Annotated in this window: 9 protein-coding genes; all 9 read left to right on the forward strand. The window is 66.7% G+C overall.

Annotated features, from left to right (window positions below):
* Nucleotides 1–272 precede the first annotated feature (272 nt).
* The 9 genes from ROP_RS38855 to ROP_RS38895 all read left to right on the forward strand — a co-directional run bounded on the left by ROP_RS38855 (nt 273) and on the right by ROP_RS38895 (nt 12,439).
* Entirely contained in the window at nt 273–584 is a 312-nt protein-coding gene (locus ROP_RS38855; protein WP_043827431.1) for a hypothetical protein, read from the forward strand.
* A gap of 44 nt (nt 585–628) precedes the next feature.
* Nucleotides 629–1,027: a hypothetical protein gene (locus tag ROP_RS38860; RefSeq protein ID WP_012687085.1), complete on the forward strand. Its 399-nt coding sequence runs from the start codon at nt 629–631 to the stop codon at nt 1,025–1,027.
* On the forward strand, nt 1,024–4,080 hold the full coding sequence (locus tag ROP_RS38865; RefSeq protein WP_012687086.1) for an ATP-binding protein: 3,057 nt from the start codon (nt 1,024–1,026) through the stop codon (nt 4,078–4,080). The genes ROP_RS38860 and ROP_RS38865 overlap by 4 nt, the downstream gene beginning before the upstream one ends.
* A 98-nt stretch (nt 4,081–4,178) precedes the next feature.
* Complete coding sequence (locus ROP_RS38870; protein ID WP_231869158.1) at nt 4,179–6,218, forward strand: hypothetical protein; 2,040 nt, start codon at nt 4,179–4,181, stop codon at nt 6,216–6,218.
* Nucleotides 6,218–7,051 carry a hypothetical protein gene (locus tag ROP_RS38875; RefSeq protein WP_012687088.1) on the forward strand — a complete coding sequence of 278 codons (834 nt, stop codon included), beginning with the start codon at nt 6,218–6,220 and terminating at the stop codon, nt 7,049–7,051. The genes ROP_RS38870 and ROP_RS38875 overlap by 1 nt, the downstream gene beginning before the upstream one ends.
* Nucleotides 7,048–8,649, forward strand: coding sequence for a peptidoglycan DD-metalloendopeptidase family protein (locus tag ROP_RS38880; RefSeq protein ID WP_012687089.1), 1,602 nt, complete (start codon nt 7,048–7,050; stop codon nt 8,647–8,649). The genes ROP_RS38875 and ROP_RS38880 overlap by 4 nt, the downstream gene beginning before the upstream one ends.
* Nucleotides 8,650–9,041: 392 nt before the next feature.
* Nucleotides 9,042–9,632 carry a hypothetical protein gene (locus tag ROP_RS38885; protein WP_043827485.1) on the forward strand — a complete coding sequence of 197 codons (591 nt, stop codon included), beginning with the start codon at nt 9,042–9,044 and terminating at the stop codon, nt 9,630–9,632.
* 12 nt (nt 9,633–9,644) lie between these two features.
* A complete protein-coding gene (locus tag ROP_RS38890) occupies nt 9,645–10,220 on the forward strand; it encodes a hypothetical protein (protein WP_012687091.1) in 576 nt (191 codons plus the stop codon).
* A 1,076-nt stretch (nt 10,221–11,296) separates the two neighbouring features.
* Nucleotides 11,297–12,439 carry an RNA-guided endonuclease InsQ/TnpB family protein gene (locus ROP_RS38895; protein ID WP_012687094.1) on the forward strand — a complete coding sequence of 381 codons (1,143 nt, stop codon included), beginning with the start codon at nt 11,297–11,299 and terminating at the stop codon, nt 12,437–12,439.
* Nucleotides 12,440–12,636 lie beyond the last annotated feature (197 nt).

Genomic DNA, 12,636 nt, shown 5'->3' on the forward strand with positions numbered 1-12,636 from the left:
GAGCCGCCCCCATCGATCGAATCACCGCGGGGAATCCCCCCACGCGCAGCCTGATTGCCGGCTGCCCATCGAGATCGTTCCGGCCGCGCCGCGCCGCCGCTTCGCACCCATCGCTGGAAACGACATTCCCGATGCCGCACCGCCCCCGTTCACCTGCACCGATGACCCGATCCCGGCGCGGACACCCCGTTGAGATGAAAAGCGAGTTCGACTTACGGTCGTGCGCATCCACATTCAGATGCACCTACCGAACTCAGCGATGGAGTGTGCTCATGTCCCTCACGTCCGCAGTCGTCGACCTGGCGACCACCCCGCCCGGAAGCGTCGACGTACTCGCCCAGAACACCGAAGTCACCACTGGCGGCCTGCGCGCGTGGATCGGCGACAACATCATCTTCACGATCCTCGCCCTGATCGCGTGCGTCGTCCTCCTCGGCGGCCTGCGCGGCAACCTGTCGAAGGTCTTCACCGTAGGCGGTCTGTCGCTCGTCGGTATCGCGTTCTTTTCCCTCGCGAGCAGTGAGAGCGCCGCGACCGGAATCGGCAACTGGATTCTCGGCCTGTTCGGCATCCGAGTGGTCTGACCTGCCGTGCCCGATCACCAATCGACGATCGAAGGGAGCCGACTGTGATCGACAACGACGACCTGCTGCACCGGGTGGATCAGCACTACCTCGGCCCAACCGGGTTCACCCTGCCCGTCCGGATTCGGTACGCGGCGCTCGGGCTCGGGGCCGCATTCATGGTCACCGTCTTCGTCATCGCCCGCGGCATCGTGCACGTGCCGCTGGGTTTCAAGTCCCTCGTCGTGATGGTGGTCATCACCGTCGTGCTCACCGCGCGGGTGACGAAGTTCGTCAACGCCGACCGCCCGGTCCGGGCGGTGATCCGGGCTGCGTGGAACGACCTGAACGCACCGCGCCCACCGAAGCCCGGCCAGACCGTCGTGCTCCGCATTCCCGCCATTTCCCGCGCTGCCGGCAGCGCGCATGCCGTCACGCCGATCGAAGGTGAGTCCTCCCGATGACTTTGCAGCCCGACAACGAGATCGCCGCACTGTTCGATCCGAACTTCGACGAGCCCGAGCCGGTCATCGTTCCGCCCGGTGCGTTGCCACCGTCGTGGGCGGCGGCGATGGCGGCGAACCGATCGGCCGCCACGCCGGCCCCGGCCCAGGAATTGGCTTGGTCACAGGCTCCGGACAGCAACATCGCAGCCCCCACACCTGACGTGGTCCCCTCCCCCGCACCTGACGCGGAGCCAGAACCCACCGCGAAAGGTAAGCGGCGCGGAAAGAAGCGCGGCCGCCGCAGCGACCCGGAGGCGGAGTTCACCAGGCAGGCCGCTGCGGCGAAGAAGCGCGCGGACCGCGAACGCAAGGCGGTGCGGCTCGCGCTGGTCGGGGTGGAGGGCAACGTCACTCGCACGCGCCGGCAGTCGACGGCGTGGTTCGTGCAGCCGCCGGGGCCGTGGAACATGCGTCCGGTCGGCAAGCAGCGCCGCTACATCCAGAACGAGGGGTTGGTCGTGGCGAACCTCGCCGAGGCCGGTGTGACGGGGCTGCACCGGCGGCTGGTGCGCACACCGTGGCCGGTGCGGCAGTGGGCGCAGGCGCATGACGGGTGGGCCGATCCGATCCCGGACGTGCCGGGTGCGTTGTCGTGGGCGGATTACCTACGCGGGCAACAGCACGCGATGCTGTGGGGCAACCCGACCCAGAAGGGCCGCTACTGGGGAGTGGAGCTGCCGCCGCGCTCGGTGCTCGCGCAGGGGCTCGACACGGTCGGGCAGTGGCTGGTTCCTGTCGTCGACTGGCCACTGCTGGGCACGTTCGCTCAGCTGTGGCGCAAGTGGGCGCGCGATGCGTTCCTCGGCGAGCAGAAGGCGATCGCCGATCACCTCGCCACGATCGAGCGGCACCTGTCCGGGCAGGGCGTGAACGCCAAACCCGCGACCGCAGCGCAGATGGACTACCTGTTGCTGCGCTCGGCGACACTCGGGCTGCCGCTCGATGCGGACGGCGTGATCTCCGGCGGCGGCGACTGGGAAGAATCCGACGTCGCCGCGCTCGAAGACCTCACCACCCTCGAGCTGACCCCCGGCGACGGCTACACCACGGTGCGCGGGCTGGTCGGCGGCCGGGACTACACCGGCTACGCGATCGTCCTGACGGTCGGGCGCATGGCGCCGCTGCCGATCCCGGAGAAGATGCTGCCGTGGCAGGTGATCGGCGATCCGTCAGGCGAACCCCTCGAATGGTCCGAGCGGATCTCGCTCAAGACCAAGGGGCAGACGCTGCGCAGCCTGCGCCGGTTGACGTCGAAGATCGAGGCCCAGTTCGACCACTACACCGTCGAACACGACCAGGTCCCGCCGCAGGAACTGGCCGAACAGCACGCACTCGCCCAACGGGTGATCTCCGACATCGAGGAGGACCACTCGGGCCTGTCGGTACGCACCCAGGGCTGGTACCGCGTCCTCGTCGTCGGTTCGTCGCCGGAGGAGGCAAAGGAGAAAGTCGCGCTGCTGCAGGAGATGTACGCGCCGCGGATTCGCCTGGAACAGGAGCACGGCCAGTACCAGCTGCTGCGCGAGTTCATCCCGGGTGAGCCGCTGGCGAACATCGCGCACTGCCGGCGGATGAACGTCGAGGCGCTGTCGGCTGGCATGGCCGCGGTCGGTGACCGGATCGGTGACCGCACCGGCGTCGTGGTCGGGCAGACCGCGTCGATCGCTCCGCGGCCCGCGGTATGGGATCTGTTCGCCGCGCACGAGAAGAAGCACAAGTCCGGTCTGACGCCGATCGTCGCGGTGCCCGGCTCGGGTAAGACATTCCTCGCTGGCATGCTCGTCTACCAGGCGGTGCGTGCGGGTGCCTACGGTGTGGTGCTCGACCCGTCGGGGCCGCTGAAGAAGCTTGCGCAGCTACCCGAGTTCCGGGGTATCGCCGAAGTGCAGGCGCTGACCGGTCGCACCTCTCGTCCGGGATCGCTCAACCCCTACCGAGTGATCGTCGACCCTCGGCGCGAGGATCCGGAGTACGACCCGACGAGCCCGGACTACACCGACGACGCCGATCCGGTCGCCGCCGCACAGTCGCAGTACGAGGCGGATCTGCGAGCCGCGGAGGCGGAGCGGATCTCGGTGGCGGTGTCGGTGTTGAAGATGATGCTCACGCCGTCGCGTCTCGAACATCAATGGACCGAGACGGTTCTACAGACCGCGGCGAACATGGTCGGCGGCGACCGCCGCCACAACCTGAGCGAAGTCCTCGCCGCCATCGCCACGATCGGCGAAGGCAAGGACGAGACCAACGCCGACCTGATTTCCTGCGCACGGTCCATCCACCAGGACCTGGCGATGATGTCCCAGCTTTCCGAGGCTCGCGTGCTCTTCCCTGAGGAGGGAACCATCGGCGACGGCGAGGACGTCGACCGCAACGTGCGCCTGACGGTCCTGACGATGCCGGGCCTGCAACTGCCCCCGGAGGGCACCGACCCGGCGCAGTGGACCCCGCAGCAGCGGATGGCCGGCCCGCTGATGCATATGGCGGCGTGGATGGCGAACCGGCTCGTCTACGAGCTGCCGCGTTACGAACGCAAGGTGCTCTTTCTCGACGAGAACAAGTACCTCGAGCAGACCGGCGCCGGACGCACCCTGAACCTGCGGATCGCCCGCGACAGCCGCAAGTACAAGGTTCGCGCGCTGGTGTGCTCGCAGCTGCCCGACGACTACCTCGGCGTCGACGGCACCGACGACAAGTCCGCGCTGACGTACGAGGTGATCATCGGTGATCTCGGCGGCAACGCCCACGCGATCGAGGGCGCGCTCAAGCTGCTGAACCTTCCGCTCGGCGAGGGCTACGAGTCACTTCTGGCCGGCCTCGGCGGCGGCGGGGAGGACACCCTCGACGAGGACACCGACACCGAACACCTGGACCAGGCCCGCCGGTTCATCGTGAAGATGGCCGACGACATCGAGCTGATCCGTTCGGACTGGACGCACTACGTGCACCTGGCCCACGTGTTCGACGCCTTGGACTCGCGAGCGACCCGCGCGGCGATCGGGGGTGCGCCGTGAGCCGGCTGCGGCCCAAAGCCGCAAGGATCGGCCATTCCCCTTCCCCGCGCCGTTTCGGGTGGCGTACGGGGCTCGTAGGGCGTGTTCTGGTGGTGCTGATGCTGGCCGCGGTGTCGCTGATCGGACTCGGTGGCGCTGTCGCGGCGGCCGGCGGGTTCGACTGCCAGGACGTCCCGCCGCCGGAGTTCCCGAACGAAGTCATCGAGACCACCTTCGACTCGACCAGCGCCGACCGGCCGACCACCGGCGGCACCGGCTATCAGACCTACGGGTGGGCCGGGCTCAAGTGGCACACCTATGACCTCGGCTGCGGCGCGGACCTGGTCAAGGCACCTGGTGCGGTCGGCGACACCACCCTGGGCAACACGTTCTTGACCATCGGCAAGTCGATGGCGGCCGCCGCGTTCTGGCTCGACGACCAGACCAAGATCGGCCAGGACGCCACGGAGGCCGGGGTGACTCCCGCGCTGGAGCGGTTCGACCAGATCGTCTTCTCGATCACCGAGGGCATGCGGGGCCTCTACGGGCAATGGGTCGGCATCGGCCTGGTCGTCGTGGCCTCGATGATCCTGTGGAAAGCCCTGAAAGCCGACACAGCCGGAGTCACGAAGACCTCGGCGATCGCCGCCGCTGGGCTCGCGCTCGGGGCGTTGATGGTCGGGGCCCCGCAGAAGGCGCTCCAGGTGGCCGACGAGACGTTCGGGGCGCTGATCACCGAGACGCAGGACCAGATTTTCGCGGTGCAGTTCGGCGACGACGGAGGCACGCTCGCCGGCGGCAGCACCGACCCTCGAAACGTGCTGATCGACAAGGTCTTCCTCGACGACTGGCGCAAGGGTTGGTTCGGCCAAAACTACGACCCAGAGGACAAGGACCAACTCGGTCCGAAGCTGCGGGATGCGCTGGCGTTCAGCTATGACCAGCAGAACACGGTGAAGGACGATCCGAAGGCACAGGCGCAGCTCGCCGAGGAGAAGGCCGACCAGTTCCGCGACATCGTCTCCAAGCTGGAGACCGACTACCAGCTCTCCTACTACCAGTTCCAGGGCAAGGACTCCGGCCGCACCTCCACCGGCTTCATGGGCATGACCAAGCTGGCCATGCCATCGCTGCTGTGGATCGGCGCATCCCTGCTGAAGCTGACCGCACTGCTGGCGATCCGGTTCGCGATCCTGTTCGCCCCGATCTGGATTCCGGTCGCGATCGCCTACGGCGGGTGGCTGGCCCGGGTGATGCGTATGCTCGCCTCGGCCTACATGTGGGGCGTCGCCGGCTCGGTAATCGTCGCGCTCTACCTGATGGCGCTGGTCCAGCTCTACGTCAACTCGAACGGGGCCGTCGACGGCTCCTGGCGACTGTGGTTCATGGTGCTGCTGACCGTCGTGTGCTGGGCGATCATGCGGCCGTTCAAACGGATGAGCCAGACCTTCACACAGAACAGCGCGAGCATGGTCAACCGCAAGGCCCGAAGCGCCAAGAAGTCCATCAAACGCAAGGCATTCGACGCTGCAAGCTTCGCGGTCGGCGGGCCCGCGCAGGCGATCACGGAAAAGGCCGCCGAGCGCTTCGCCCGCCGTGGACGCGACGGACAGGAGGACGACGGGGCGACCACGGTCACTCGGCCCGAGGGTCGCGCGCTGGGCAATCGCCGCCAGCAGGCGCTCACGCAGTCACGGGCAGATGCCCGGAAAGCGCAGGGGCTCGGCCGGTCCGCACGCCTGGGCCAGGCGTCCGACGCCGCGATCGAGCGCGATGCACGTATCGCCGGGATCGCTGCCGTGGCCAGCCGCGACATCGGCCGCGGCAAGGGCGGGGTCGACGGCAAGGACGCCAATCGCGCGGTCAGGTCCGGCGCCGCGGCGTGGAAAAGGTTCGACCAGGACGAGGCCGACAACCTCGTCCAGGAACGCCGGGCCCGCAAGGAACTGCTGACCGCCAGCGTCGGGCAGCGGTGGGACGGCGGTGACCGCTCGGCCATCGCGCCGATGAAGGTCTACACCCCCACCAGCGGCCAGCGAGCGGCACATCACGCCACCGCGTCCACGCCGCACCGATCACCGGCGAAGGCGCCGCCGAACGCGAAGGTGTGGAACGCCGCCGCCCCGGCCCGCACGACACCTGAGGACCGGTACATCTGATGTCGTCATCCGGACCTCACCCTGTCCTCGCACCGATTCGCCGATGGGTGCTCTACTCCCGCACCCACCTGGCGATCACGGCGGCCGGCACAGTGGCGTTGCTGTTCGCCGCCGGCGCGGCCTTCGGAGAGAACCCTCCGCCGCGCGCAGTCACCCACCAGGCCGAAACCACCATCGAATCAGTCACGCCCGCGGAGACGATCAGCTACGACCTCGACGAAGTGAGCGAGTCCCTGGTCGCCGCCAAGACCGCAACCTGGGCCGCATCCAGCGCGCCTGCCACCGCAATGGCCTACGCGCATGCCTTCGTCGACACCACGCCGTCGGATGCGATGTGGGCCAGCACCATCGGCCGCCACACCGCCGACAAGCCGGGAGAGCACGTCGTAGCGGCCCGCCCGCGGACCCCGGTGGTCATCACCGGCCCCACGGTCAGCACGCTCACCGACGGGCCCGACGGCGAGCGGACCGCGCGGGTGACCGTTCCGACGCAGGCCGGGGACCTGCGGATCACGCTCACCGTCAACGAGGTCAACGGTGGGAAGCGGTGGGTGGTAGGCACTCCCCTACCGACCCTCGACCTCTCCGAGGTCGAGACGATGGCCCGGGCGACCACCACTGCGACACCACTCACATCGACGACACCGACCACCACCGCGGCCGAAACGACACCGCCGCAGCCGACATCGACGTCGAGCCTGTCAACGACGCCGCAGCCGATGTTCGATCTCGACGAACCGGCAACCGCCCCGAGCCAAGGCAACGACCCGACACCGATTCCCGGTCCGATCCCGATCCCGGAACTCGACACCCCAATCCCCGGAGGAAGGTGAACATCGGCGGCGCCCAGCGGGCGCTGCTGCTCACCGGTGCCATCGGCATCATTATCGGGACATCGGCGTGTTCACTGGGCGCACCAGTCATCCCGAGAGATCCGTGCCGGACCGTCACCTCCGACAGCGCCAACAGCGCGGGGTCGATCGCCGAGAATCTGACGCTGACCGTATCCGGACCAATTCGCCTGCCGGTCGAACCTGGGACCACCACGTTCACCTCCGGATTCGGTGAGCGCTGGGGAGCCCAGCACCAAGGAGTGGACCTTGCCGGGCCGGTCGGCACCAAGATCCTCGCCGCGCTCGACGGCAACGTCGTCAAAGCCGGGGACTCCGGCGAAGGGCCCGGGGTCGGGTTCGAGAACTGGGTGGTCATCGACTCGAACGTCGACGGCAAGCCCGTGAGCACGGTCTACGGCCACATGTTCGCCGATGGAATTCACATCAAACCAGGCCAGCAGGTCAAGGCCGGCGACCACATCGCCGACATCGGCAACGCCGGCGGATCGACGGGCCCGCACCTGCACTTCGAGTACTGGCAGGGCGGCCGGCTGCAGGGTGGAACGGCCCTCGACCCCCTCACCGTCCTACCCGACATCGCCGAACAGAACGGCACCAGTGGAGGCGACCCCGACACCGCCAGCAATAGTCCCATCCAACTCGTGGCCGCATCCCAGTCGACGACTGACTGCTCTGGCTTCGGCATGGCCGGCGGCGGCGAGCTGGCATTCGGGATCGTGCCGGCCGAGTTCGAGCCGTGGCTACGCCGCGCCGGCAGTGTCTGCCCGGAGATCGCCCCTCCGTTGCTCGCCGCACAGCTCCAGCAGGAGAACGGATTCCGGCACGGCCCCCATGCCCCGGTATCGGACACCGGAGCGCTGGGACCGGCACAGTTCATGCCCGGCACCTGGGCAACTTGGGGTAAGGACTACGACGGCGACGGGAAGGCCGACCCGAACTCCATCGGTGACGCGGTGATGTCGCAGGCGCATTTCATGTGCGCCCTGTACCAGGACGTTTCCGGCTACATCACCAGCGGCCAGGCCAAGGGCGACCCCATCGAGCTGACGCTTGCGGCCTACAACGCCGGCGCCGGCGCCGTGCAGAAGTTCGGCGGTATCCCGCCCTTCGCCCAGACCGAGAATTACGTGCCCAAGATCCTGCAGGCCCGTGCAGGGTTCACCAATCCCAATGCCCGCGGCCGATTCATCCCCAACGCATCCGGTGACAGCAGCCAAGTAGTCACGGCCGCTCGCGAATACCTTGGTACCCCGTATGTGTGGGGTGGCGGCGGAACCGGCGGACCCTCCGGCGGTGGGTTCGACTGCTCAGGTCTGACCTCGTACGCGGTGCACGCGGCCAGCGCAGGCAAGGTCTCCCTCCCGCGCACCTCGGAGCAGCAGTGGGGTGTCGGCATCGAGATCCCGATCGACCAGGCGAGTCCCGGCGACCTCGTCTTCGGCAGCTGGGGGCCGAACGGGCCTGGACACGTGGGTGTCTATTCCGGCAACGGCCAGATGGTCCACGCCCCCACGCAGGGCGATGTCGTCAAGGAAGCTCCACTCCAGCCAGGGCTTAAGGCCCGCCGCGTGATGTAGGGGGCGTGCCATCTCCGCAGGTGTGGATTCTCACACGACTTTTCGCCCTTCTCACGATCTTGTCGCCACTTCGTCGACGGCGAACCGGATTGCCAACGAACCTCCAGGTCAGCGACTCATGCGGATGGGGCGGGAGGTGCCGCCGAGTGCTGGAAGCTGGCCGCCAGCCGAGGAAAGCGACATTTCGATGAGAAGAGCTACCGACAGAGCGGTGAGAAAGCTACGCGAAACTGCAGGTTACGAGACAACTCGGCGAAAAATACGACGAAGACCTCCAGCTTGCGTGGTCGATGTCGTATCACCGCTCCGCGCCGGACCACCCATTCGGAGCACGGGGGACGTGTCATTTATCCTGGGTAATGGCCAAATTCTGCCACGGGGAGGAGGGTGACGTGAGGCCACGAAAGCTCGTCATTGCGGTGTTGGTGGTCGCTGTCGTCGGATTCCTGGCCTACTCGTACCTCTCCCGAACCAACGACGGCGAGGACTCGGCGAGCGTGGCAGCGTCGATGACCACCAGCGCGCCCACGGCCACTGCGGCCGCGGCGTCGCCAGTCGACGTCGAGACCGCCGAGCTGCCGACTTCCTCCCGCGACGCTGAAGAGGCCGCGCGACAGGGGCTGACCGTGGCGTTCACCTGGTACCCGGCTACCGACACCAACCAGAACGACGCATATGGGCGGGCCCGAAACTGGCTGACCGGCAAACTCGCTGACCGCATGCTCGTCGACGCCCGCACCGAGCGCGGGCCTGGCGTGCAGTGGGACGAGTGGGCGCAGGAGCAGGCCAAGGTCATCGCCGATGTCAGCGTCGAATGCTCCGGCTGCCCCGAGGACACCGACACCGTCGTCTCGCGGGTGGCCACCATCAAGCAGACCACGATCGCCGGCAGCAGCACCGATACGGTCGAACCTGACACCACGGTGTGGGTCTCCGTCGTCCGCGAGGGCGACCGCTGGCTCATCGACGACATACGCTATTGATCCGGAGGGCCCGTGAACCGCAAGAACGTTGCCGCAGTACTGATCCCCACTGTTCTCGCCGTCGGCCTGACCGCATGCAGCAGCGATGAGTCGACCACCCCCACCAGCGCACCAATAGCGACCACGACGATGTCTGCGTTCGGCACCGATGAGTTCATCGCCAACCGGCTGCGCAGCTCATCTACGACAATCGTCGAGACAGTGGAGGAACGCGGCGGCACGCCAGAACAGGCGATCGCTGCTCTCGTGTCCAGTGAAGCCGAGACGGGCTGGCAATCCGGACTTCGGATGGCCCCGCCGGCAACGGACATCCGGGACATCTTCGGCTGGCGGCTCGCGTACAACCTTCCGGCCGACTCCGCTGAGGTAGTCGTTGCCGCCACCAACACATTCATGGACAACGCCTCCACCGTCACTGTCAGCGCCGACGACCCGGCTGCCTACGCCCTGGCCGCCCAGTACGCAGACCCCCGCGGCTACAACGAGAAGGAACACTTCTACAGGAAGGGCGAGACCGCCGCCACCGAGTACGCCGTCGCCCTACCCAAGGCCCAGGCCGCGTACGCCGAGCTGCGCGGTTCGCAGTAATGAGAGCTTGGGCGTCGTTGGTGATGCCGGTATTCGCACGACTTCTTTGACGGGTCTGTCTTCGGTCTCGATGCCGTGTACACCTTCAGGGACGGCGAAGCCACGGTGCGCTGTGCGTTCCCCACCGTTGTACCGTGCAGCTCCTGGCCCATATGGTGTGACACGGTGTACCACCAAATGATCGGAGTTGCGTGTCCAAGACTGACGACAAGGCCGTCCAGGCTGGAGCTGCGCCGTATACCGCTCCCCTCGTGCACATTTACGACCTATGGGTGGTTCACCTCTCCAACGATCTGGCCGGCGCTGCGGCCGAGAGCGATTCGTGGAGATGGATGACCGGCACGTCGGCCGCGGTCATCACGAGGTAGGTCCGGGGAGCGGCTGGTACATGGCCAGCGAGGACCGAGCTCACCCGTCTGGACTTGAACGCCAACAGCCTCAAGCACTCCTACCGTCGGTTGTCCCCGCGCTATGACGTGCGGACAGTGGAAGCCAACGTCTTGGATCCCGTGCCTTCGAATCTGGGACCATTCGACTCCGTCGGTGTCAACCACGTCGTGCACTGTTTACCGGGTGGCTGGCGTGAGAAGGGTGCGGTCTTTCAGAACCTGGCCGGTGTGCTTGCAGCGGATGGCGTCCTCTTCGGTTCCACAGTTCTCGGGCCGGGGGTGAAACGGAACATCTTCGGCTTGGCGCTCAGTGAGGCATACAACCGTCTCGGGGCTTTCCATAACCGCGGCGACGTTACGACGGTCTCGTCGAAGCCCTGCGGGTCTCGTTCGGTCGCGTCGAGGTCTCTCAGGTCGGCAATGTGGGCGTTGTTCGTCCCCAGTAAGCCCAAGCGCTAGTTTCGGCGACGGGTGCGAAGCCTCAATCCTTCTGGTTTGAGGGTGATCAGCTCCTGGACCTGGAGTTGGTATGCGGGGTCTGCCTCGAAGTCGAAGCGGTGCAGAAGGAACGCCAGCGCGAGGATCGTCTCATGATCCGTGAGTCTTTCGGCGCAAACCCGGTCGTTCGGCCCGCCTGCGGACTCCCTCCGAGGCTGAATGTCGGACTGTGTGGCTAGTGTCTGGGTTATGGCGGGGAGGGTAGTGAAGCGGGCGTTCAAGTACCGCTTCTATCCGACTGCGGTGCAGGCGGAACAGCTTGCTCGGACGTTCGGATGCACCCGGTATGTCTACAACCGGGCGTTGGCCGAACGCTCGCGTGCCTGGTCGCAGGAACGGCGGCGGGTCACCTACAGCGACACCTCGAAGATGCTCACCGGATGGAAGCGAGACACCGAGACCGAGTGGTTGTCGGAGCCGTCGAAGGGGCCGCTGCAGGAATCGCTGCGGCAGTTGCAGGGCGCGTTCGACAAGTTCTGGCGCAAGCAGTCCCGCTACCCGCAATTCAAGAAGAAGGCCCAGTCGAAGGATTCGGCGACCTACTACTCGAACTGCTTCACCTACCGCGGCGGGCAGATCCGGTTGGCCAAGCAGTCCGAACCCCTGGACATTCGGTGGTCGAGGCCGCTACCGGAGGGGGCCGTACCGTCGCAGGTGACGGTGTCGCGCAATGCTCGCGGTCAGTACCACATCTCGATCCTCGTCGAGGACACGATCACCGAGCCCCCGTCGACCGATCGGGTGGTCGGGCTCGACGCCGGGATCACCAGCCTCTACACGCTCTCGACGGGGAAGAAGATCACCAACCCGCGCCACGAGCGCACAGACCGTGAGCGGCTGGCGAAGGCGCAGCGGGTGCTGGCCAAGAAGCAGAAGGGATCCCGTAACCGGGCCAAGGCCCGACTGAAGGTCGCGAAGATCTATGGCCGGATCGCCGATCGGCGCCGCGATTATCTGCACAAACTCTCCACTCGGCTGGTGCGCGAAAACCAAGTGATCGCCATCGAGGATCTGAGTGTGCGGAACATGGTCAGGAATCGGTCGTTGTCTCGGGCGATCTCGGATGCGAGTTGGTCCGAGTTCCGGTCGATGCTCGAGTACAAGGCCGACTGGTACGGGCGGCGGGTGGTGGCGATCGACCGGTTTTATCCGTCGTCGAAGACCTGCTCGGTGTGTGGGGCGATCGCGTCGACGATGCCGCTGAGCGTGCGGGAGTGGGCGTGCCGTTGCGGCGTTGTCCATGATCGGGATGTGAACGCGGCGAGGAATATTTTGGCCGTCGGACTGACGGCGGCAGCCTGCGGAGATGATGTGAGACCGCCCCGCACCTAAAGTGTGGGGAGGCGACTGTCGGTGAAACAGGAACCTCGGGACGCGAGTCTCGAGGGGAATCTCGGTCGTTCACGGCCGAGAGGACGTCAAAGGCGAACTGGCGGCCAATGCACGCACGGAGACCGGTACCGAATGGCTTGTAAACCACTGAGCTCTGTATTAGACACAGGGTCTCTCAAAGAACCGATCCGGATCAA

The organism is Rhodococcus opacus B4, assembly GCF_000010805.1.
Lineage (GTDB): Bacteria > Actinomycetota > Actinomycetes > Mycobacteriales > Mycobacteriaceae > Rhodococcus_F > Rhodococcus_F opacus_C.

What these genes read in the sequence shown, in the direction of transcription:
- ROP_RS38855 (WP_043827431.1), top strand. Translation starts at nt 273, where the DNA reads ATGTCCCTCACGTCCGCAGTCGTCGACCTGGCGACCACCCCGCCCGGA.
- ROP_RS38865 (WP_012687086.1), top strand. Translation starts at nt 1,024, where the DNA reads ATGACTTTGCAGCCCGACAACGAGATCGCCGCACTGTTCGATCCGAAC.
- ROP_RS38870 (WP_231869158.1), top strand. Translation starts at nt 4,179, where the DNA reads ATGCTGGCCGCGGTGTCGCTGATCGGACTCGGTGGCGCTGTCGCGGCG.
- ROP_RS38875 (WP_012687088.1), top strand. Translation starts at nt 6,218, where the DNA reads ATGTCGTCATCCGGACCTCACCCTGTCCTCGCACCGATTCGCCGATGG.
- ROP_RS38895 (WP_012687094.1), top strand. Translation starts at nt 11,297, where the DNA reads ATGGCGGGGAGGGTAGTGAAGCGGGCGTTCAAGTACCGCTTCTATCCG.